26 protein-coding genes, 1 rRNA gene and 1 pseudogene are annotated in these 22,039 nt (G+C 39.9%); 9 read left to right on the top strand and 19 right to left on the bottom strand.

The annotated features are described in order from the left end of the window. The first annotated feature begins 69 nt into the window (after positions 1-69). Positions 70-184, top strand: a 5S ribosomal RNA gene (gene rrf, locus BBP83_RS12420). Between the two features lie 313 nt (positions 185-497). Here rrf and BBP83_RS12415 read toward each other — a convergent pair. From BBP83_RS12415 to BBP83_RS12405, 3 genes are all read right to left on the bottom strand, one after another. Further along, entirely contained in the window at positions 498-1,874 is a 1,377-nt protein-coding gene (locus tag BBP83_RS12415) for a dihydrolipoyl dehydrogenase (RefSeq protein ID WP_068889013.1), read from the bottom strand. A 310-nt stretch (positions 1,875-2,184) separates the two neighbouring features. Next, on the bottom strand, positions 2,185-2,607 hold the full coding sequence (locus BBP83_RS12410) for a protein tyrosine phosphatase family protein (protein ID WP_068889012.1): 423 nt from the start codon (positions 2,605-2,607) through the stop codon (positions 2,185-2,187). Continuing rightward, a complete protein-coding gene (locus BBP83_RS12405; protein WP_068889011.1) occupies positions 2,600-2,935 on the bottom strand; it encodes a protein tyrosine phosphatase family protein in 336 nt (111 codons plus the stop codon). Before BBP83_RS12405 ends, BBP83_RS12410 begins: the two co-directional genes overlap by 8 nt. A gap of 123 nt (positions 2,936-3,058) precedes the next feature. Between BBP83_RS12405 and BBP83_RS12400 the strand changes: the two genes are divergently transcribed. From BBP83_RS12400 to BBP83_RS12390, 3 genes are all read left to right on the top strand, one after another. Then, positions 3,059-3,955, top strand: coding sequence for an alpha/beta hydrolase (locus tag BBP83_RS12400; protein ID WP_068889010.1), 897 nt, complete (start codon positions 3,059-3,061; stop codon positions 3,953-3,955). Continuing rightward, positions 3,956-4,387: a thioredoxin TrxC gene (gene trxC, locus BBP83_RS12395; RefSeq protein ID WP_068889009.1), complete on the top strand. Its 432-nt coding sequence runs from the start codon at positions 3,956-3,958 to the stop codon at positions 4,385-4,387. Positions 4,388-4,460: 73 nt separating this feature from the next. Further along, positions 4,461-4,826: an acyl-CoA thioesterase gene (locus tag BBP83_RS12390; protein ID WP_415502456.1), complete on the top strand. Its 366-nt coding sequence runs from the start codon at positions 4,461-4,463 to the stop codon at positions 4,824-4,826. A gap of 336 nt (positions 4,827-5,162) precedes the next feature. Here BBP83_RS12390 and BBP83_RS12385 read toward each other — a convergent pair whose 3' ends face one another. Both BBP83_RS12385 and BBP83_RS12380 read right to left on the bottom strand, forming a co-directional pair. Beyond that, entirely contained in the window at positions 5,163-5,669 is a 507-nt protein-coding gene (locus tag BBP83_RS12385; RefSeq protein ID WP_068889006.1) for a DUF4442 domain-containing protein, read from the bottom strand. 29 nt (positions 5,670-5,698) lie between these two features. Then, the gene (locus BBP83_RS12380; RefSeq protein ID WP_068889004.1) at positions 5,699-6,187 is read right to left on the bottom strand and encodes a YajQ family cyclic di-GMP-binding protein; all 489 of its coding nucleotides are present in this window, start codon (positions 6,185-6,187) and stop codon (positions 5,699-5,701) included. Positions 6,188-6,277: 90 nt separating this feature from the next. Between BBP83_RS12380 and BBP83_RS12375 the strand changes: the two genes are divergently transcribed. Next, positions 6,278-6,592, top strand: coding sequence for a rhodanese-like domain-containing protein (locus BBP83_RS12375; RefSeq protein WP_068889002.1), 315 nt, complete (start codon positions 6,278-6,280; stop codon positions 6,590-6,592). A gap of 122 nt (positions 6,593-6,714) precedes the next feature. On the opposite strand, the gene mnmC is transcribed toward BBP83_RS12375, so the two are convergent. The 4 genes from mnmC to BBP83_RS12355 are packed head-to-tail and all read right to left on the bottom strand — an operon-like array spanning position 6,715 to position 10,101. Next, the gene (gene mnmC / locus BBP83_RS12370) at positions 6,715-8,613 is read right to left on the bottom strand and encodes a bifunctional tRNA (5-methylaminomethyl-2-thiouridine)(34)-methyltransferase MnmC2/FAD-dependent 5-carboxymethylaminomethyl-2-thiouridine(34) oxidoreductase MnmC1 (RefSeq protein WP_068889000.1); all 1,899 of its coding nucleotides are present in this window, start codon (positions 8,611-8,613) and stop codon (positions 6,715-6,717) included. A gap of 36 nt (positions 8,614-8,649) precedes the next feature. Continuing rightward, positions 8,650-9,153, bottom strand: a complete 504-nt coding sequence (locus tag BBP83_RS12365; RefSeq protein ID WP_068888998.1) for an SH3 domain-containing protein — start codon at positions 9,151-9,153, stop codon at positions 8,650-8,652. A 5-nt stretch (positions 9,154-9,158) separates the two neighbouring features. Beyond that, positions 9,159-9,461: a YciI family protein gene (locus BBP83_RS12360; protein WP_068888996.1), complete on the bottom strand. Its 303-nt coding sequence runs from the start codon at positions 9,459-9,461 to the stop codon at positions 9,159-9,161. Between the two features lie 28 nt (positions 9,462-9,489). After that, complete coding sequence (locus BBP83_RS12355; protein ID WP_068888994.1) at positions 9,490-10,101, bottom strand: inner membrane-spanning protein YciB; 612 nt, start codon at positions 10,099-10,101, stop codon at positions 9,490-9,492. Positions 10,102-10,147: 46 nt separating this feature from the next. On the opposite strand from BBP83_RS12355, the gene BBP83_RS12350 reads away from it, so the two are divergent. After that, on the top strand, positions 10,148-10,999 hold the full coding sequence (locus BBP83_RS12350) for a PHP domain-containing protein (RefSeq protein ID WP_068888992.1): 852 nt from the start codon (positions 10,148-10,150) through the stop codon (positions 10,997-10,999). Positions 11,000-11,119: 120 nt separating this feature from the next. On the opposite strand, the gene BBP83_RS12345 is transcribed toward BBP83_RS12350, so the two are convergent. Beyond that, positions 11,120-12,031: a bestrophin family protein gene (locus BBP83_RS12345; RefSeq protein WP_068888990.1), complete on the bottom strand. Its 912-nt coding sequence runs from the start codon at positions 12,029-12,031 to the stop codon at positions 11,120-11,122. A 67-nt stretch (positions 12,032-12,098) separates the two neighbouring features. Next, a complete protein-coding gene (gene radC, locus BBP83_RS12340; protein WP_068888988.1) occupies positions 12,099-12,800 on the bottom strand; it encodes a RadC family protein in 702 nt (233 codons plus the stop codon). A gap of 111 nt (positions 12,801-12,911) precedes the next feature. Here radC and coaBC point away from each other — a divergent pair, with 111 nt between their 5' ends. Beyond that, entirely contained in the window at positions 12,912-14,186 is a 1,275-nt protein-coding gene (gene coaBC / locus BBP83_RS12335; protein ID WP_068888987.1) for a bifunctional phosphopantothenoylcysteine decarboxylase/phosphopantothenate--cysteine ligase CoaBC, read from the top strand. A gap of 165 nt (positions 14,187-14,351) precedes the next feature. Next, complete coding sequence (locus BBP83_RS12330) at positions 14,352-14,729, top strand: cytochrome b562 (protein WP_068888984.1); 378 nt, start codon at positions 14,352-14,354, stop codon at positions 14,727-14,729. 144 nt (positions 14,730-14,873) lie between these two features. Here the strand turns inward: BBP83_RS12330 and dusA are convergent, their stop codons facing one another. Then, positions 14,874-15,911, bottom strand: coding sequence for a tRNA dihydrouridine(20/20a) synthase DusA (dusA, locus tag BBP83_RS12325; RefSeq protein WP_068889034.1), 1,038 nt, complete (start codon positions 15,909-15,911; stop codon positions 14,874-14,876). Positions 15,912-16,012: 101 nt separating this feature from the next. Between dusA and BBP83_RS12320 the strand changes: the two genes are divergently transcribed. Next, positions 16,013-17,164: a tyrosine-type recombinase/integrase gene (locus BBP83_RS12320; RefSeq protein ID WP_068888983.1), complete on the top strand. Its 1,152-nt coding sequence runs from the start codon at positions 16,013-16,015 to the stop codon at positions 17,162-17,164. A 96-nt stretch (positions 17,165-17,260) separates the two neighbouring features. Here the strand turns inward: BBP83_RS12320 and BBP83_RS12315 are convergent, their stop codons facing one another. The 7 genes and pseudogenes from BBP83_RS12315 to BBP83_RS12285 all read right to left on the bottom strand — a co-directional run bounded on the left by BBP83_RS12315 (position 17,261) and on the right by BBP83_RS12285 (position 22,018). Then, positions 17,261-17,479 (bottom strand): DUF551 domain-containing protein, encoded by a 219-nt coding sequence (locus BBP83_RS12315; protein ID WP_068888981.1) that lies wholly within the window; start codon positions 17,477-17,479, stop codon positions 17,261-17,263. A gap of 23 nt (positions 17,480-17,502) precedes the next feature. Then, positions 17,503-17,781: a pyocin activator PrtN family protein gene (locus tag BBP83_RS12310; protein WP_068888979.1), complete on the bottom strand. Its 279-nt coding sequence runs from the start codon at positions 17,779-17,781 to the stop codon at positions 17,503-17,505. Beyond that, positions 17,778-18,131: a hypothetical protein gene (locus tag BBP83_RS12305; protein ID WP_068888977.1), complete on the bottom strand. Its 354-nt coding sequence runs from the start codon at positions 18,129-18,131 to the stop codon at positions 17,778-17,780. Before BBP83_RS12305 ends, BBP83_RS12310 begins: the two co-directional genes overlap by 4 nt. Before the next feature lie 26 nt (positions 18,132-18,157). After that, positions 18,158-18,496, bottom strand: a pseudogene (ssb, locus tag BBP83_RS12300) (single-stranded DNA-binding protein); the annotation flags it as partial. Beyond that, a complete protein-coding gene (locus BBP83_RS12295) occupies positions 18,493-19,023 on the bottom strand; it encodes a hypothetical protein (RefSeq protein ID WP_245669748.1) in 531 nt (176 codons plus the stop codon). The pseudogene ssb and the gene BBP83_RS12295, both read right to left, overlap by 4 nt. After that, positions 19,020-21,779, bottom strand: a complete 2,760-nt coding sequence (locus BBP83_RS12290) for a toprim domain-containing protein (RefSeq protein WP_068888972.1) — start codon at positions 21,777-21,779, stop codon at positions 19,020-19,022. The genes BBP83_RS12295 and BBP83_RS12290 overlap by 4 nt, the downstream gene beginning before the upstream one ends. After that, complete coding sequence (locus tag BBP83_RS12285; RefSeq protein ID WP_068888970.1) at positions 21,779-22,018, bottom strand: hypothetical protein; 240 nt, start codon at positions 22,016-22,018, stop codon at positions 21,779-21,781. Before BBP83_RS12285 ends, BBP83_RS12290 begins: the two co-directional genes overlap by 1 nt. Positions 22,019-22,039: the final 21 nt, after the last annotated feature.

Raw genomic sequence — 22,039 nt, 5'->3', positions numbered from 1 at the left:
ACCAAAGCTAGGCACAACGAAGCGTAAGCAACGTAATTAAGACCATAGCGAGTAGTCATAAACAGTTGTGCTGGCGACAATAGCAAGAGTGAACCACCTGATCCCTTCCCGAACTCAGAAGTGAAACCTCTTTGCGCTGATGGTAGTGTGGGGTTACCCATGTGAGAGTAAGTCATCGCCAGCTCATTAATTCTAAAAACCCCCCTCAGTCACAAGACTGAGGGGGGTTTTTATGCAGGAAATAAATAAAAATAAAGGACTAATCAACTTCATTAAATGAAATGAGGACACATCTTAGTTAAAAATGTTCAGTTTGTATGAATAAGTGACTGAAAAATTGGGAATTGACTTCTCTTTCTGACCCTTATAGCGCGTAGCGGAGAGATATGCGCTATAAAGAAAACCCTCAGGATTGGAATAGAAATGATCAAGCCTGTTGAGAACAGCTTAATCATAAAAAAATAATTATCAAAGAATATTTAAAAGATAGAAAATACTTAAGAGTCAAGCTGACGACGCGCATGTTTTAATGCTGTTCTTAGCCCTTCTTCTAATGTTGGATGATAGAACGGTTTATCTAACAGGTCATCAACTGTAGGTGATTCATTGACCATCCATGCAAGCAAATGAGCGAGATGCTCTGCTTCATAGCAAAAGAGTTCAGCGCCTAGTATTTTTCTTGACGTTTTATCGATATAAACCTCAACAGCCCCTTGGTTTTTTGCATTTACAATTGCACGTCCTTGCTTTGAATAATCGACAAAACCTGTTACAAATTCTATTTTTTTATCTAAGAGTTGTTTCACATTCTTGCCAACAGAAGCCATTTCTGGTGAACTAAAAATAATCCCTAAAGGTGTTAATATTTTTACATTTTTAGGTTTTTTATGCTCTAAACAACTTTGAACGACAATACGTCCTTCATGTGTTGCTTCATGTTGAATCGGGGCGTTGGTGTGAGCATCTCCCACGATATAAATTGAATGATTTGAAAGTTGCTTTGTTGTTGGGTCTACTGGTAAATTTTTTAGATCTTGATATTGAGCATCAATATTTTCTAGCTTCAGTGTATTTAATAAAGATTTACGGCCAGTTGCTAGCAAAACATAATCTACATTAAGTAGGTGTTGCTGGTCATTTTCCTGATATTTTAATTCAACACCATTGAGCATTTTTTTGTATTCGGTTGGCAATGTTTCAAAATGAAGATTCAGTTCTTTGCTTAATTCATCTTGTGCCAGTTTTTGCATATTAGCACTTACTAGAGTACCCACTTTGCGACTACGGGCAAAAATATCGGTTTTTACGCCTAAACGATGCATAGCCTGAGCGAGTTCAATCGCAATGACGCCACTTCCAATGACCGCCAGTGCTTGAGGCAATTGTTCAAGCTCAAAGATTTGATCTGAGGTAATTAAGCGTGTGCCTAGTTCCGCTTTCATTTTTTCATCAATGGTTGGTGTTGAACCCACAGCTAAAATGAAGTGTTTGGCCTGATATTGTTTTTCATTGACTTGAATGGTATTGGCATTGATAAATTCTGCGCGACCCGAAATTTTGTGCTCAGCTTTCCATGCATCGACATCCTTTAAGGTGGCACGTGTAAAGCGGTCACGAAGTTGTTGGACATGTTGCATGACCTTAGATGTATCAATATTGACTTGTGCACTTAAACCTAAACCATCTAGATGGTGCATCTCATGAACACGATTCGCAGTTGAGATGAGTACCTTACTTGGCATGCAACCCACCCGTGCGCAGGTTGTATCCCAAGGACCATCATTAATAATGAGGAGGTTTTGGGTGTGTTTTACCGCTTCTTTATATGCAGAAATTCCTGCTGTTCCAGCGCCAATAATAATAATGTCGTACATAAGTATCCCCGCTCATTTTGAATCAAGCTAACATTAGCCAATATCTTTTAGGTAGATATTTACATAAAGTCACAACAAAATTGAGTCACTATTAATCAAGCTTAATCTGGAATTTAAAGAATAAAACTTTATCTATTAAATGATTATGTAACACCGTACTTGAAAATCAAAACAGCACTGAGACACTGTTTTATTGATTAAGGGAAGAAAGAGCTAAATGGATGTTCCAATACTGACACCAACAGTCGGACGGACATTCATTGAGCTACATCCTGTGAATACGAGCGTGCAGAGTAGAAGAAATAAAACTTTATTCATGTAATAAGCCCTGAGCTTTTGCTTGATTAAAAAGAGCAGAAGAGCGCGAACCACTTCTGCATATCATAAGGATGGGTTTGGGTAACTCATTATAATACTTAGCAAATTCAATAATGTCTGTAGGATAAGTTTTACCACTGGTTATTGGCTGATAAATAACGCTAACTTGAGATTTTTCAGCAATAGTACGTAGTTCATTGACCGTCACCACATTGCCAAGTTCCTGATCTGGACGATTGACAATAATGGATTTAAAACCTTGCTGCTTTAACAGCAAGGCAAACTTTTCCGCGGTCATTTGTCCAGCCACACTCAAATGATGATTGAGTGCTGTACTGTTAGTTTGCGCCATCATTGATGACGTACTGAACACGGCTAGACTGAGTAGACAGCTTTGTAAGAAAAGCTTAGTCATCCAGCAAATCCATTTGTTTTGCCAGCTGATATAAGTTGTTTGAACGATTGCCTGAACGACAGAACATTAAAATAGGTTTTGGCAATTCATTAAAATGATTGGCAAAAGCGCGTACATCTAATTCAGTAATTTGGCCTGCAACCACAGGTTGATAAACATAATCTACGTCAGCAACACGAGCCGCATCTTCAATTTGTGCGCTAGTAGGCTGTTCTGGGCCACCTTCCATATCTGGACGGTTATTAATAATCGATTTAAAGCCTTTTTCGGCTACTTGAACAACTTGTTCTGGACTAATTTGACCGGCAAAGCCCACATTTTCGCTCATTCTGTCACTCCATAATTGAGACAATAAGATTATTCTTTATGATAGCATTAAGCATTAATATGCGTTTGATGTATTGAATTTTTTATAAATGATTACAACCATAAAATAATACATGGAGTGCATATGCACGCTTATACGGTTGAGCCTCTATATGTAAAAAGTGGGCAGGATGTGATTGCTGCCGATTTTTATCGACCCAAAACAGAACATAAACCTGGCGTGATTATAATGGCTCATGGCCTAGCGTGTTTACGTCAGTTTAAATTGATTCAATTTGCAAAACGTTATGCACAGGCCGGCTATGCTGTGGTCTTATTCGACTATCGTTATTGGGGCGGAAGTACGGGACGACCAAGAGAGTTGGTTTCCCTACAAGCTCAGTTGGACGATTGGCATACCATGCTTATGCATGTTGCCCAGCGAAAGTCGATTGATAACCGTAAAATTGTATTGTGGGGGATTTCCTTAAGTGCAGGCTATGTATTGGAAATGGCTTCGGAAAATAAAAATATTCAAGCCGTGATGGCACATAATCCCTTTGTTGATGGTGCTGAAAGTGCAAAACAGTATCCCTTGCAGATGCTGTCTAAAGCCTTAAAAGTTTCGAGCCAAGATTATATGGGGGCGAAGGTTGGTATGTTGCCTCGAACATTGCCTATTGTGGCTGAAAATGAGTTATGTTTTGTTCCAACAGCCGATGCCTACCAAGGTTATCAATCGATTATTCATCCCGATTATTATTGGAGCGGTGAGATTCCAGCCAGAGTCTTTTTTAACTTCATTCGTTACCGTCCAATTCAAAATTTAAGACGTATCGCTGTTCCTGTTTTATATATTGCATCTAAAAATGACAGTTTAATTCCTTTAGAAATCAGCCGTGAAGCAGCGACCAATATTGCGCCTTATGTTGAATATCATGAATGGGAAATGCAACATTTTGATATTTATCATGGAAAATGGTTTGAAAAAGCAGTGTCGGTTCAATTAGAATTTTTAAATCAACACATTGGAGTTGGCTAAATGATTGTCGTTTGTCCAAGCTGTAACGCTAAAAATCGCGTACCTGAAGAAAAACTGGCAGAAAGTCCGACTTGTGGACAATGTCATCAAGCGTTAATTCCGCTTGCACCTATTGAGCTGAATGAACAAAATTTTAGTAGCTTTATCACCCACAGTGATTTACCTGTTTTGATTGATTTATGGGCAGAGTGGTGTGGGCCATGTAAAATGATGGCGCCACATTTTGCACAAGTCGCTAAACAGTATCCGAATGTGGTCTTTGCTAAAATTAATACCGAAGAAAACCCGCGTCTAAGTAGCGCGTTTAATGTTCGAAGTATCCCAACGCTAGTCTTCATGAATAAAACCACTGAAGTGGCTAGAGTAAGTGGTGCGCTACGATCTAGTGAGTTGCAACAATGGCTAGATCAACAATTGACTAGCCAAAAGTAAATAAGGGCTCGGAGTTAAAGTGTCAGATTCTCATGTAAAACCGGAGGGAACCCTTTCCCTCCAAACCATTGCCATGCCGGCAGATACCAACTGGAGTGGTGATGTCTTTGGTGGCTGGATTGTGTCACAAATGGACTTAGCAGGAGCTATTCACGCAGAACGCTTCAGTAAAGGGCGTTGTGCCACTATTTCCATTAACCAAATGACATTTTTGGTTCCTGTAAAAGTGGGCGATGTGATTAGTTGCTATACCAAAATTTTAAAAGTGGGTAATACCTCGATTCAAATGCAAATTGAAGTATGGGACAGTCATGACAGTTCCCGTGATCCAATTCGTGTTACTGAAGGCGTATTTACCTTTGTTGCCGTCGATGTGAAAGGTGCTAAACGCTACATTCCAGATGAAGTAAAAGAGAAATTTGCTGCAACAAGTGTTTAATCAATTGATGTGTGAATTAAGGGGCTAGTTTTAAACTGGCCTTTTGTTTTTATATAGAAATTTAAAATTTTAAAACATGATATTGCGAGTTTGATTTTAGCTGGAATAGTTGGCTGAATATCTCAATGTTTTACTATGTGCTACGCTTTTGTTGTTATCGGTAGGGTTTTAGTTATAGGTAGATAAAAGCGGGGATGGAGAGCAACAATCAGGATGTGATAATTATTTTTTCATCATCGGGCTTAAGCTTAATGTATTTACAAGGCCATACGATTTGGTGTGGAAGCTGTATTTAAAAAATAAAACTTACCTAACGGTAAGTTTTATTTACATTGATCACGTGCGAGTTTTTAACTGAGCTTTAGATAGCCAAGCCCACAGCATTTCACATTGAATCGGTGCTTCACCTGATTCATCTGTAACGGTGACAGCAACCAATGTTTCACCTTTTTCGGTATTTTGCATCATTTGCTGTTGCTCTGGCGTTAAAGTGGCAATCGCTTTGATTGCCCCTTTGGTTGGGCGTTTAAAGTCTAGTTTTAAGCTTTTAATGAGAACAATAGAGCTGTCGGGTACATTCATGGCGGTAACAAAGCCAGTTGCCGTTTCCGCAATGAGGGCCATGGCACAGGCATGGACTTGTCCAATATGGTTTTGCATAGCTTTATGATTCGCTAGCCGAACGGTCACGCTAGAAGCGCTCACAGCCTCATAACGAATCTTTGCAGTACCAACCATAGGGACAATGCGTCCAAAGGCCTTAGACCACAAGGTAGTGCGAATACCGTGTGGAAATTTCGTGGTGCTTTGAACCAATTTAGATAAGCGATTGCGCTGTGCCATGTATTCCTCTGCTTGGCAGGATGCCTGCCTTAATCTTTAAAGTTGTTAAATTGTAAAGGCACGCCAAATTGCTGTTCTTTTAAGAACGCCATAATTTGTTGCAATGTATCGCGTTTTTTATCCGTAACTCGGATTTTATCGCCTTGAATAGAAGATTGCACCTTGATGCCACTTTCTTTAATGGCCTTATTAATTTTTTTCGCAGTATCTGAGTCAAGTCCATCTTTGAGTTTAATGACTTGAATTATATTTTTACCCGAAGCAGTCATTTTTTGTGGATCAAGAGCTTGAATATCAACTTTACGTTTAAAGAAATGACCTTCTAGCATGCTATAAACTTGTTCGCACTGGAAATCACTTTCAGCTGAAATTTTAATTTCTTTGTTTTTTTCACTCAGTTCAATCGAAACGTCTTGACCGCGGAAGTCAAAGCGTGTCGCAATTTCTTTTTGCGTGTTTTGAACTGCATGATTTACTTCAAAAATCTCTAATTCTGAAACAATATCTAAAGATGGCATAGTTTAACCTTTACAAAGGGAAAGAATATCTGAGATGCTAGGGATGTTTTCTTCATTTGCCAAGTGTTGTTTATATCAAAGGAGTGCACAATGATCCGTAAGCAAGAAATTACAACATTTGAGTTCCCAGAAAATGCGATTATCTGGGATGTACGCGATTCAAATGCTTATTCTGAAGCACACGTTAAAGGTGCTGTTAATCAGCCAATCGGTGATCTTTCAGAAAGCAGCCTAACTCAGGTGTCAACGGATCAACCCATTTACATTTTATGTGGTGGCGGAAGTAAAGCACCGCGTGCTGCTGAAAAATTAGAGGGTCTCGACAGCTCACGCGAATATGTCATTCTGATGGGCGGTACACGTGCTGCTCGTGATGCAGGTTTACCTTTAGAGCAAGGTAAATAAGCTAAAGTAGGAAAAGCGCCGTAAGGCGCTTTTTTATTAATGATATTTATTTAAGCATTAAGATTAAGCACCTAAAATAATTCTGCAATAAAAATCAAAAAAGTTTGGATTGGTGCAACCATCTACAGTGTCGGCTTAAAATAAGGTTTTTTCGGTTTCACTTTCTTTTTAAATCTTTGTGTACTCAATTTTTTGAATAATGATGCAGAAATTGGACATGCTTCATTCAAAATTTGTGATGCCAGTACTTCACTGCACAGCGGTGCATATAAAAAACCTTTCGAGCCTAAGCCTGCAAGGGTATAAATTTCCTGATCATCCTGTAGTTTTCCTAGCACAGGGAAGTAGTCTGGACTTTGTGCGCGTAATGATGCACGCCCTTGCCATGTTTCAGGTGGTGCTAAGGATTGCGCATACTCTGGAAAGACATTGTGGATTAGTTGGTAGTTATGCACATGGTCTTCTAAAAGCACCTCATCATCTACCCGATTCGGGTGAAAAGATGCACCCAGGATTAAATGCTCTGCATCGAGTTGCATGCAATAACCACCATAGCTATAGGCTTTTTGGGGACTTAAGCTATTTTCTGCATTTTTGACCCAACTCACTTGCCCACGAATTGGTTTTAAGGATGGATATTGCGGTGTAAATTGACCACTGTTATGGGATGCACAAATAATGACGTGATGATATTTTCCCTGCAATTGATCTGTACTAAACAGTTGAACGCAGTCTGTACTTTGAATGCGAGTGATGTCGGCTTGTTGATACCGAATCAGCGGATGTTGCAAAATTTGATCACACAGCTGATGTGGCGATACAGCACCAGCATAGCTGAGGTTCAGATTAGAAAACTGGGTTTTTAGCCCAATTGCCGATGCAGATTCTGCATACAGAACATGGTCTGGATATTGATCGGCTAAAGAAAGTTTTTCTTCTGCGTCTTTCAATGCCATTTGATGAATTTGAATCGCTCGAAATGCTTCAAACTTGGCATAATATTGGTTTGCATACTGCCACGTTGCGGTCATTAAATGTTCAGGATTTTGCTGAATGGAACAAAGTTGTGGGTTTAAGACAGCCATAGGATTGCCCGATGCCCCTGCAAGAGGTGCTACTTTGTCATAGAGCGTGATTTGATGGCCACGTTGAGCCAATGCCCATGCACAATTTAAACCTGCGATTCCTACGCCAATAATTGCAATTTGACGTTGTTGAAAGATGGACTGCGGTTTGATATCTGTTTTTTGTTGTAGCGGACGATCTGCAATCAAGGGTTCAGTTGGCTTTTCTTCCAACCAAATCCCTTTGAGCATTTCACGTTTATGCATAAAACCGCGTGGACGAAAAATAGTGATGCCATGTTGTCTTAAACCACGTTTGAGTACACCTGCAACACTAAAGGAGGTGAACGTCGTGCCGACCGCTGAGAGTTGTACAAGGTTCTTTAAAACATTTTCTTCCCAAATTTCTGGGTTACACGCAGGTGAAAAACCATCTAAGAACCACGCATTTACCTTATGACTTTTTTCCATCATAGGAAATACGTCATGCGCGTCGCCTAACCATAAATCTAAAGAAAAGCGCTCATCAGGAAATGACAAGCGGTGACAACCTGCGATTGGAAGCGGATAATTCTCAATGAGTTTCTGGGCCAAAGGTTGCAATTCTGGCCATACATTTAGTGCGCGAATTAAATCGGTTTTAGACAGTGGGAATTTTTCCACAGAAATCACATGCAAACGACTGTGATTGTCAGGGCGCACCTGTTGCCAAAGTTGCCAAAGGGCTAAGGTGTTGAGACCCGTACCAAAACCTGTTTCGCCCACACTGAAATATTCAAAATTTTGAAGTTGAGCCAGCCGTTCAGGCAAATCATTACCGTTTAAAAAAACATGGCGAGTTTCGAGCAAGCCATTGTCTTTAGAAAAATAACTATCACCAAATTGTTTAGAGATAGGAATCTCTATGCCATCAATAACTTGCCAATCAAGTTCAGCAGTTCGAATTACATCAACCACAGCTCAGCCTTTTACATAAAATTGAAGCAGTTCGTTTTACCATTGACGACGGCGTTTGGTATAGAGGTAACTGGCAATAAGAAAGCCCATAAATACCCCTACAGCAATGGTAGCCGCGCCATAGAGAAACATTTGTGCACTGCGTTCGCTTTGTAAGACCTGAACTTGTACACCGAGACTGTCATTTTTGAGTTGCAACTCTTGATTGTGTGCCAAAGCATCTAAATTGGCTTTTTCCAGTTGTTGCAAACGTGAATGTTGGTCTTTGACTAAAGCTTTAACTTTGGCTTCTTGCAGCGCTTTATTTTTGACCAATTGTTCAGCGGTCAGCGTTTTGTCTTCTGCAAGAAGGGCATTAGGATTCGCCGACACAGTTTCAGGTAAGATTCTTGGTTTGTTGGCTGGAAGGGTTTGTGGTGGAGGTATTGCAGTCGTTGCTTGCGCAGCAGGGGCTACAGCGGGAGCTGGAACAGTTTCAACTGCCCAAGCGGAAGAACAAAGTAATGATAGGCCCAGAAAGCTGGAAACAACGGCGCGCATGTCACTTATCCTTTTGGAAACGCTTTGTTGAAAGGTTTTACATCAATATGGCTGTAAACACCTTCTTTAAGGAATGGTTCATCTTGTAACCATGCATCTAAAGCTTCACGGCTGTCAAAATCGACAATAATGGTACTGCCATAAAAACCCGCTTGAGGATTACTTGGGTCTTTTGGCATTGCACCCGCAACCACCAAACGACCTTCATCATCTAATTTTTGTAAACGTGCTACATGTTGAGGACGTATGGCAAGGCGTTTTTCTACTGTACCTTCATTATCTGTACAGGTTACAACGAATAATGGCATGTTATTTCTCGAGTTTTTACCAAAAATTTTATTCAGACGTCTTAAAGTATTTGCGCAATACAATAAACTGAATAATGATAAAGGAAAACATCACAATCATGTCACCAAATGCAGTGAATTCACCCCAATATTTTCCGCCTGCATAAAGATATGCAAAGAAAATATGTAAGCAGGACATGACGACAAACATGGCAGCCCAAGCATAGTTGAGTTTGATCCAGCCACGATCGGTTAAATCTAGTACAGGCCCAAATAAACGTTTAATGAGCGGTTTTCGTTCTTTACCGAACCAAGGCGAGAGCAGAAAAGCACCCGCAAAGACTAAATTAAGTAAAACTGCTTTTAAACGGATATAAAAATCATCGCTGAGCATTAAGGTAATGCCACCAAAAATGACGGTCATAAACAACACAATCCATTGCTGTTTGTCTAAACGAAACTTTTGGATAAAAAATAATGCACCGTAAACCACCAGCATAGAGATAATCAGGCCCGTGGTGGCGACCAGAATATTATTGTTATCGATACCGCCTGCGGAGCCGATCAATTGTAATAGTGGGTGCTCAGTATCTTTTGGGTCTACAGTTTTATATAAATAAAAGAAAATAATGAGGGGCACAAAGTCTAAAAGTGCTTTCATGTTAGAGTATCTGGTATCTGATCAAATAAATGACATAGTATAAGTGATGCACGGCGTAGATTTACATACACACAGTAATATTTCTGATGGAACTTTGTCTCCAGAACAGCTAGTGCGTGCGGCCAATGAAGTTGGCATTCATACCCTTGCGCTAACTGATCACGATACAATGGATGGCTTAATTCAAGCTGAAGAGATTGCCAAAGAATTAGGCATACAGCTGATTTCAGGTGTAGAAATTTCCAGTCAATGGTCGCGACCCGCAACCAATAAGACTTATGGGGTGCATATTGTTGCGTTAAACATGCAAAACCCTGCACCACTTTTGGTGCTTTTAGAGCAACAAAAACAAATCCGAGCAATTCGCGCTAAACAAATTTGCGATTTATTGATCCCGCTTATTGGTGAAGATATTTATGCAGATGTTATTGCGAAAGTTGACAATATCCCTGACCGCGTGACCCGTACCCATATTGCTAGAAGCTTGATGGAAAAAGGCTATGTCAGTCGTGTGCAACAGGCCTTTGATAAATATATTAAAGAAGGCAAAAAAGCCTATGTTAAGTTTGATGGTTTAGGACTAGAAGACACCATTCGTGTGATTCATGAAAGTGGAGGTTATGCTGTTTTGGCTCATCCGACACGGTATGATTTATCTGCGACCAATGTGCGTTATTTAATTGAAATTTTTGCGCAGTTTGGTGGTGATGCGATAGAGCTTCCACCTGTCATTGAACAGCTTGGCACCCGCCAGATGGTTGATCGGATGATTGCAGAATTTAATTTAAAAATATCGGTTGGTAGTGATTTTCATGGTGACAATATGCCATGGATTAAATTAGGTAATATTCCACGGATTAAAGACGGACAGGTGGGAATTTGGGAGAGTTTTGTTTAGTTATTGGTATTCGTTATACCTCTTTCTAACACGCACTTTTGCTCCACTTTCAAGCAGTGCTTTGAGGCTTGTTTAGGAAAGGAAACTCCTCCCTTTTTAAAGGGAGGTTAGATGGGCTTTTTAAAGCAAATTATTATCTTGCGCTTGAATTGGAGGCGGAGTCGGCTTACCTAATGTGCCGAGTAATTCAATTTCGATGGTGCGTACCATTGAATCTAGTGGTAAATCATTACTTTGTGTCCCAAAAGGTTCTTCAAGTTCTGAGCTGAGCGCATCTAGACCTAAAAAGGTATAGGCCAATACGCCAACCAACAAGGGTGTAAAAATACCTAAAGTTGAACCTAAACTAAACGGTAAAATGAGACAGAAAAAATATACAGTACGGTTCAATAGCACGGAGTAGGCAAAGGGCAGTGGTGTGGTTGCAATGCGGTCACAGCCTGTTTGTACCATACTTAGATCCATCACGTGATCATTCATTTGCGTATAAATAATATCGGATATTTCACCATCTTTAAGCGCTTGCATCAGTTCCCATTGAATAAGGCTTAAAGTGTATTGTGGCGCATTGGCCTGCTGATAAAGCTGTGTCAAAGCCTGTTGGCTCATGCCACTGGTTTTTACCAATTCAGTCGGATTCGCTGTTTGATGGCGCAGACGGTCGCGTAAGACATTCGCAAAAACAATCACATGTTGAATAACGCGTTCACGGCGACCTTGGCTGAGCATCCGGCAGTCACGGTCAAAATGCCGTGAATTGGCAATTAAAATACCCCATAATTTACGTGCGTCCCACCAACGCTCATAACAGGCACTATTTTTAAAGCCCAGAAAAATAGACAAAACCACCCCAATGACGGTGAACCCAACAAAGGGCAGTTCAGGGAACTTAAAATAGCCGATATAGGATAAAACCCCAATAATGGCAGAGATCAACATGACCACACCCAAGGGCGGTAAAATTTTGGGAAGAATAGTCCCCCGCCATGAAAAGAGCACTTTGAAAATATTGGGTTGATCACGCACAATCATGTGATTAAGATTCTTCTACAATTGTGCTCGATCTTCATATGCCCTTAACCCTTTGTCAATACAAGTTTTATGTAGATTGAACTGAATGAATTAAACGGTGCTCAGCAAATGAAAAACAACCTTCAGCAGAAATAATACAATGATCAATTAAACGGATATCGATCAGGCTACAGGCCTGTTGAATTTGTTGGGTCAGGTCTAGGTCTGCTTGAGAGGGTTCAGGTTTTCCAAAAGGATGATTATGTGCAATCACAATTGCCGTCGCATGTTGTGTAATGGCGTAGCGAAGCAATTGATTGATGGAGATTTCACAACTATTGGTTGAACCAAAGAAGAGTTTCTTAAAATTAATTTTTCTTAAATGGGCATCCAGACAAAGAACGCCAAAGACTTCCTGAGATTCAGCTAAAAATTCAAATCTTAAGAAATCCATTAGTTGTTTGGATGTGTCTAGCTGTAACGTCGTTTGTTTTAGATGTTGGGTGACATAGCGTCGCCCTAATTCTTTGACTGCCATCAATTGAGCGTATTTGGTTGGGCCAATACCATGAAATTGGCTTAAATCTTCTAATTGCGCATCCAATATAGGATTTAAATGACCAAAATGTTGAATCAGTAGTCGTGCCAATTCAACGGCGGAATGTTGCTGTGAACCTGAGCGTAAAAAGATGGCTAAAAGCTCTGCATCCGATAAGCTTTGCGCCCCTTGTTGTAGAAGGCGTTCACGAGGGCGTTCTTGTTCAGGCCAGTTTTTGATTGAAAAATTCATTATTTTTAGACTTTTTTATTATGAGTGTTGGTGTTTTTCCAAGTTGAATCTTGGGTCATGCCATATTTAATGCTATTGTGAGCGCCACTGCAACAGATAGGTAGCCTGTTCGTGAACTTCGATTTAAGTGTAATTCCAAACAAAAACATTATCTTGGGTGTTACTGGCGGTATTGCAGCATACAAGAGCGCCATTTTAGTCCGTCGTCTAAAAGATGCCGGCTTTAATGTTCGCGTGGTGATGACTGAAGGGGCGCAAGCCTTTATTACCCCATTAACGTTTCAAGCGCTTTCAGGTAATCCTGTGCATACGCAGTTGCTTGATCCAGAAGCTGAAGCAGGCATGGGTCATATAGAATTAGCGCGTTGGGCTGATCTACTTTTGGTTGCGCCCGCAAGTTGCGATACCTTAGCCAAATTTGCTGCGGGTTTAGCCGACGACTTATTGTCTACATTATATTTAGCAACCAAAGCACCTGTATGGGTTGCACCCGCTATGAATCAACAAATGTGGGCAGCCAAGGCGACGCAACGTAATTTGAATACATTGGTTGAAGATGGCGTACATGTCATTTTGCCCGATGCAGGTGTGCAAGCTTGTGGTGATGTTGGTTTGGGGCGTATGCCTGAACCTGAAGATTTAGCCTTACAAGTGACAGGGTATTTTCATCGTGCACAACGCGCAATAGCTGAGAAATTTGGTTTATTGGCTGGCAAGCATGTGGTAATTACTGCGGGGCCGACGCGTGAAGCGATTGATCCTGTTCGTTATATTTCAAATCACAGTACGGGGAAAATGGGCTTTGCTTTAGCGGCTTCTTGCTATGCGGCGGGTGCACAAGTAACTTTAATTGCTGGCCCTGTTAGCCTAGATACCCCAAATGGTGTGCGCCGTATTAATGTACAATCTGCGGTACAAATGCTCGATCAAAGTATGAGTTTGCTTGATCAAGGCTGTGACGTTTTTATTGCGACAGCCGCTGTGGCAGATTACCGTGTGGCCGAAGTAGCAGAGCATAAAATTAAGAAAGCAGGCGATGAGCTAAACGTTTCCTTAATCAAAAACCCCGATATTGTGGCGACAATCGCGCAACAAGAAAAGCGTCCATTTATGGTTGGATTTGCTGCTGAAACACGTAATGTTGAAGAATACGCTGCTGGAAAACTGGTGGCAAAAAAATTAGACATGATTGCCTGCAATGACGTTTCACGTGCCGATATTGGTTTTGCATCGGACGAAAATGCCATGATTGTATTTTTTGCAGAGCAGTACCACATGCAAAAACGAGATTTAGAAAAAGCCTCGAAGCAGGAAATTGCACAACAATTGGTCGAAGCCATGCATGATGCTTTACATTATGAAGCAAAAGACTTTGATCACGATTAAACCTTTTTAATTTTAAAGACTTGAGTCTTTAACCAAAATGCAACGACTTCGTTGCATTTTTTTATGGATTTTCATCTATTTTAAAGACTTAGAATTCAACATTCTAAAAACAATAATACCGTCACTCAAGCCATAGGTTTAAACGATCTTTACAAGGACATCCACATGATCAAAAAAGCTTTAGCCACCGCCATGTTTTCTGCACTGGTTTCATTCAGTAGTCTAAGTTTTGCCGAGACACTTGAACATAATATGCAGGCGCTTGGCAAAAATTTTAAAGCCTTTAATAAAGCTGAGAATCCGAAAGATGCGCAGAAAGCACTGGATCAGATGAAATTGGCTGCTTTGGATGCTAAAAAAGTAAAACTGAAAACCAAAGATCTTAAAGCACCAAGTTCAGATACATTATTTGATCAATTGGTGATAGAAATTGATAAAACCAGTGCTTTGGTTAAGGCTGGACAGCTTGATCGAGCCAAACTTCAAAGTAAAAATATTGCTGCCGTGAAAGACCAAGGACATAGTATTTACAATAAGCAATAATTTTGTACATTGGCGGAATTTAAGTGCGTAAAAAAAAGGCATTATCTAGTTTTTGTTGATTTTAATGTACATCAAAATTCCATGTTTCAAAAATAAAAAACCAGTCCATGGAGAGACTGGTTTTTTATTTTTAGCGATAACGACTTAAACTTGATTTTCTTGAAGATAGTCTTCAGTGCGTTGCATCGCTTCTTGAATATTTTGAATGGCATTTTCAATATCGGTTAAAGTTTTGGCATTACCGCCACTTAGCGCCTGACGCCATTTACGTGCACCAGGCAGATTTTGAAATAAACCTAAAATATGGCGGGTGATAATTGAAAGTGGCGCGCCTTCAGCCATACGCTGTGAAATATAAGGCAACATTTGCGCCATAATTTCAAAACGGTCAGGGGCATTAAGTTGCCATAATTGGCCCAGCTCTGCCAGTAAATAGGGGTTGTGATAAGCCTCACGACCAATCATCACGCCATCGACCTGTTGTAAATGTGCTTGGGTTTCTGCAAAAGTTTTTACGCCCCCATTAAGTTCAATGAGCAAATTCGGGCGGTCTTGTTTTAAACGATAGACATCTTCATAACGTAAAGGTGGCACGTCACGGTTTTCTTTAGGAGAGAGACCTTTGAGTAAAGCAATCCGTGCATGCACAATAAAATTGTCACAACCTGTTTTGGCCACAGTATCGACAAAATGCAACATTTCTTCATAGGTTTGCATGTCATCAATGCCAATACGATGCTTGACGGTTACAGGAATATCGACAGCATTGCGCATTTCGGTAATACATTCGGCAACCAAGTCAGGTTCTGCCATTAGGCATGCGCCAATTTTATTGTTTTGTACGCGGTCACTTGGGCAACCGACGTTTAAATTGACTTCGTTATAGCCCCAGTCTTGTGCCATTTTGCTACAGGTAGCTAAATCTTTTGGATTAGAACCGCCAAGTTGCAACACAATAGGGTGTTCTTCTTGGTTAAAATCTAAATGGCGTTTGGCATCACCGTGAATAATTGCACCAGTCGTAACCATTTCTGTGTACATGATGATATTAGGATTAAACAGGCGTGCAAAAAATCGGTAATCTTTAGTGGTCCAATCCATCATCGGTGCAACGGAAATACGAGGTTTTATTGAGTTTTCAATAAGTTGAGGATTTTTCAAAGGTTTCTCTACATTTTGCATATTGCATTTACTCGCATTTTTACTCATATTCCCCCATATTTATGTATTTCGGTGCACCATATTTGCACCGTGAAATGGGTTTTTGGTCAGGGTGCAAATTTATGGGTACAGTTACAGAAAGAATTCTGTCCACTGGTGTGAAAAAATACAGGGCACAGGTGCGTGTTAAGCGTCAGGATTTGCCGAATTTTACAGAGTCTAAGACCTTTAGTACACGAAAATTGGCTGAAGTATGGATTAAGAAACGTGAATATGAATTAGAAACAAACCCTGAATTGATGATTTCTGCAAATATTTCAAAGGGTATGGCACTTGCTGAAGCATTAGAAAAATATTTAAAAGAAAATGTGGATTTTGGCCGTTCCAAGCGTATGGGAATGCGGTATTTAACAAACTGGCCGATTGGAAGGGTAAAAATCAGTGAATTGACTAGAAAAGATTTTACGGACCATACATATTTAAGACGTTCAGGCTATCCAGAGATTGCAGCAGATCCGATTGAATCCAGCACTGCTTTACAGGATTTACAGTACTTAAAAGTCGTTTTAACCCATGCTGATTTAGTTTGGGGAGAAAAAGTAAATCTTTTTGAACTGGAACAGGCGATGAAAGGTCTACGAAATGCACGTGTGATCACTAAGTCCAAGAAACGTGACCGTTTGGCGACATCAAATGAACTGCAATTGCTGACCAACTATTTTTATAGACGATGGAAAACAAGTAAAACGTCTATGCCTTTGCATTTGATTATGTGGTTGGCCATCTATACCTGCAGGCGTGAAGATGAATTGACTCGTTTATTTTTAGATGAATACGACCGTCATCATCATGAGTGGAAAGTTTTTGATTTAAAAAATCCTAATGGTAGTGCAGGGAATCATAAATCCTTTTTAGTGACAGAAAAGGCTGAATTGGTTGTTCAGGAAATTATGAAATCTGATGTGCGTGACCGTATGCTTCGTTTAGATTCTGCAAATCCATCCGTACTTCTACCATTGAATGCAAAATCTTTTGCTGCACGTTGGCGTGAAGCGATAAAAATGACAGGCATTGACGATTTACGGTTTCATGATTTGCGTCATGAAGGTATTACCAGATTGGCTGAAGATGGCTTGACCATTCCCCAGATGCAACAAGTAAGTTTGCATGAATCTTGGGAAAGTTTGAGGCGTTATGTGAATTTGAAAAACCGTCGTGAACGTTTAGACTTTAAAGATGCAATGCAGATTGCAAAAGCAGGTTATGAAAGTTAGAAAATGATTGTGTGATAAGTAACATATTATTTTGTAATGGTTATTTGCTTTTATATTTTGGTTAGAAATGGGTTAGAAATAGGATAGAAAAAGCCCCTATAGGGGCTTTATTAATGGTAACCAGTGAGTTATTTCATGTTTAAAAAAGCTTCCGATCCATATACCTTCACCAATATATTTGGCAATTTTGAAATTTGAATCTTGATCTGGTTGTAAATGTGCATGTGGTCTGTAAATTAAGACCTTTTCACCTATTGGTGGCAAATAGTCTTTTAAACTGATCATTTGATACATATTTTGTGGATTATTTTCCATCTTTTTACCCTCAATGCACGCGGTTAGGCGTGCATATTTTTCCAATCTTGTTTAGATGTCTGACTTTGTTTGTTTAACCAAAGTGCAACGTCAGCAATGGCCACCATATAAGGTGCTTTATTCGATTCTTCAGCCTTGAACGTCGGGAAGGGCAAGTCTTGAATGGCTGCACGCTTCTTTGCGGTTTCAATTTTTAGATGCGGTAAAAAGTCCTTTACGATCACGTCCAGTGTGACCACTGGAGACTGATATTTCATGGCCAATAAAAAACTTGAATCAAATTGATTCAGAGCAGCGTTCATGGAGTCACCTTAAAGAAAAACTTTTTTAAATAAGGTACAGGTGTATTAATTTCATCAAAATTAAAATGATCCATTTGAACTGTAAAAAATGCAGATGTTGAATTTTTTAGAATGTCTTTAATCCAATCTTCAATATGTAAAAAATGATCTTTTGGTTGATCTGAGGTACAAGAAATAAAATGTTTTATAACTTTTTTTCGATGCATTCCTGACAGTGCGAATTTACTGATTGTTTGTAATTCCGCTTCCTTCAATGGAAGGTAAAATTTTTCGCGATTAAATGTTTCAACCGTCAAAAAATACCCTTCATGTAATTTGCTTGTATCTAATACTTGATTAATAGTTTTCATCATATTTCCCCTTAACAACCATTTGCTTGTGGTGCTGAATCCAGCATTTGCATTTGTTCTGCATGAACTTCCGTGGTGTAGCGTTCCTGACCGCTTTGATCTGTCCATGAACGTGTGCGAAGTTTGCCTTCGATATAAACCTTTGCACCTTTTTTCAGGTACTGCTGGGCAATTTCACCTAAGCGATTTTTGATGGCGATGCGGTGCCATTCGGTTTGTTCCTTTCGTTCACCGGTATTTTTATCGGTCCAGACTTCCGATGTTGCAATTGAAAAATTGCAGATTGAACCACCATTTGGGAAGCTATTGCTTTGAGGATCGGCACCAAGTGAGCCAACTAAAATAACCTTGTTTACCCCCCTCATTGTTTTTTCTCCAGTTCATGCGCTTCTTTAGCGGAAAAATATTCTGATCCTAATATTTCAGTAGCATTTTTCATATCAATTGTGGTTTTGATATAAAACGCACTTTGGAACTCAAATAAGCTGAACGAATCAAAGAAAAAACTTGATCTATCTAGACCTAACGTTGCATAAAATGAATTCTTATCCACTCTCGTTCCGTTAGGAAAATACTTAGAGTGGAGCTGATCCCATTTTTTATTTTCAGCATCAAATTCTTCTTTAAGATTTTTTTTCAATGGTTTAACACGTAGCCATGAATGACCATATTCACGACTTGGTTTTGTCCAAATTTCACGATTAATTTTTGAATTGTCTTTAAATTTTATTCCACAAAACCAAATAGAATCTGAGCCTTGAAGAATAATTGGCTCTGCATCATATTCATTTGCAAACAATTCGGCATTTGCTCGTAACTCAAGGTGTTCTGAAACCAATTTTTTGTAGGCATCCAAACTTTTTTCATTTATAACTTTATAAAATTTCATCATTTCTTTGCACCTAAATTTGGATTTGTGAAGATCCAGCACTTCACATTTCGGCTTGGTTTACCTGAGGTTTCACGGATTTTGGTAACTGCTGCCACGTCATCTGCAGGGAAGCGGTCGGAATAAACCTGTCTGTTGCTTTCAACGAATTTGTATTTGCGACTGATGCGAAGCAGTTTTTTCATTTCGTTGATTTCTGGCAGCTGCTGATAGTTACGTGCAGCCACTTTGTAGACTTCATTTAGGTTGATGGCCACCGTTTGGGCATCTTCATTGTGGTGATTTAAACCAAAGTCTGGTGAACGGTTTCCTTGAAGGTATTCGTACACGTCCCAGAATTTTTCAACGTCAGGATGATCACCATTCAGCTGTTCAACACGTTCACGTGCCATGTTTTGAAGCATTTCTTGTGCTTCAATCACTTCTTCTAGGTCAATTGGCAATACGTGCTGTGCCATTGCATTGATGAGTGCCGCAACCTGTGCATGACATAGGGCAATACGTGTATGAGTAATCCCGATTTGGTGGTATTCAGTTTCAATATTTTGCAAACTGTTTTTATACGTTTCCAAAATTTTGTCTTCATTACGCAGGCAATGCGTCATAAAAGTGCAGGCATCTTCAAGTTCCATACGGTCCAAATCATCGACAATACGTTTTGTTTCCAATGTCTGACCTTTACGGTCGAAATAAAGGTGCAAGGTACGTGTCAGAATTGCTTCAGATGCTTGAATTGCTGAGTTCTGTGAAATCAGGATGGCACCACGAAACGGTGGTTCATAAGTTTCATTCCCTGCGGTTTTAAGACCTTTAGAGCGAATTGCACGACCATTGAATGCGTCTTTTAATTCATCCCAAGAGAATTTGGACTTTTGCACTGTATTTCCGTTCACGTCATTACGGTCACCTTCGATGAGTACGACCGGTAAATTGGCAATCTGTGCAAAGTTACGGTAGACAGCGACGTTTGTAGATTTGTTTGCGTCAAAGCCTTCATAGTCTTTACGACCAGAGAGTTTCCACATCAGTTCGATTAAACGTGATTTACCTGCACCGGCTTCACCGACAATTTCCATGAAAGGATATGAACTGTGTTCAGCACGAATTTGTTCAGCAAAATATGAGCCCATCCACCATGCTAGGGCGATAATTCCTTTTGCACCACGTACACGGTAAAAGTCTTTCCACCAGTTTGGATTGAACTCTTGCTTGGGATTTATGGTAATTGCAGGGGAGTTTGCCAAGGTTTTGATCTCTTTGCGTTTTACTTTAAAAAAGTCATGTTCGTTAATGGGGATAACTTGCCCTTTATGCACAGCGAATTTTTCAAAAATGTAAGTTTCATATTCACGGCTATAACCAATGTAATCAATGGTTTTGACTTCACGTAAACGTTCGGTCGTACGCTTGATGAATGTTTCTAGTTGCTGATCTGTTCCTGTCCACATTGCACCAGACATAACAGACATCACACGCGGTTTAAACTTAGATCTGCTAGACATTTGATCTGCCGTAAACGTGGTTTTTGTTTCAGACCATGGGCTTTGCAATTTGAAGTAGTACCAGGACTCATCTGTAATTTCGTTGCGTTGGAAATACAGCGGATCTACTTGGGCATTACAAATTTCTTTAGCAGCAGAGCAATTCTGTAAAGCACTTGAACGGATTTCTTTATCTGTCAGAATTTTTCCACCGTCTTCAGCAGCTTCGATATTGCGTTTTTCTAAGTGTTCACATGCTTTGTTGAATTTGTCGTAATCCAGTTCCCACCAATACAAACGAAACTTGTGATTGTAGAAAAAGCTATGACGACGACTTTCGTGAAAGTTGTAAATTAAAAGACCGGCTTCTTCTGCTGTTTCAGCAATGAGCAATTCACCATAATGTTTATATTTTGGAAATTGATCAGGATTGAGTTTGTCCCACTGAAATAGGTCATTCCAATCGAGTTTCTTACCACCATTTGATGGTGGCTGTGCTGCAGTAGATGACCAACCTTCAGCGCGTGAACGTTCATGCCATTTAACTGTGTAGCCTTTACCTGCAGAGTCATTATCGAATGCCCAGCGTAAACGAGGTTTGTCAATTTTGAGTTCATGACAACGGTCAGCAATGGCTTTGAGCTTTTGAGCAGGGTAGTTCACACATGACAGGCAAGACATGGCTTTGATGCCTGACTGACTGACTGCAATCGCATCAAAGATACCTTCAGTGATCCAGATCGCTTCGCCTTTTTCTCCTAGACGACAAATTTCATCTAATTCATGCACTGACCATGCTTGGCCAGCATTTTTAAAACCATAGTTAAAACGTGCTTTCTTATTGCCAAAACGTTCAGGACGATCAATTAAGCGTTCCCAATAATTGTTTTCATCAAGCTTAAAACGCACCGTTGCACTAGATTGTTTTGTATCTTTGTCTGTGTAGAACTGCTGTGTATATTTACCAATCAAATTGCTGAGATCAAAACCACGACCTTCAGATAAGAATGCATCAGCAGCAGCATTCGGATTTGTATCAGTTTGTGGGTGATATTCAGACCAGTCTTTAAACAAGTCTTCACAAATATCTTTAACGTGTTCTTCATAACCACATTTAACAATTCGGCCACATTTCACAAGACGTGGATTGTGTGCATGGGTATAGAGTTCTTTTTTACTGCATTGTGGGCAGATACCTTCACGGAACCATTCGCCAACTATTTTAAATTTAAAAGTATTTTCAAGGCGTTCAATTATACGGTGCTTCAATTCAGACATTAATTTACACCTTGATATTTTGTTTCTACGATTTTTAACCAGTCATTTGCATCAGAAAGTGTCATCAGTTTCTGATCGCAAAGTGCTTCGATGTAGCCTTTTAATTTGAGTGCGGCAATAAAGCGAGGATTGCCACGAAGTTGAACCATTTGTTCAATACGAACGAGCAAAGCTGAAGTGCCATTTCGATTTTCAACTTGAGCTTTACGCTTTTGACATAACTCTTGGAGTGTTAACATTCTGTTTACTCTTGCATGAAA

Source organism: Acinetobacter celticus (assembly GCF_001707755.1).
In the GTDB taxonomy this organism is placed as follows: domain Bacteria; phylum Pseudomonadota; class Gammaproteobacteria; order Pseudomonadales; family Moraxellaceae; genus Acinetobacter; species Acinetobacter celticus.
Note: the sequence above shows the minus strand (reverse complement) of the source record. Positions and strands in the feature narration are given on the sequence as shown.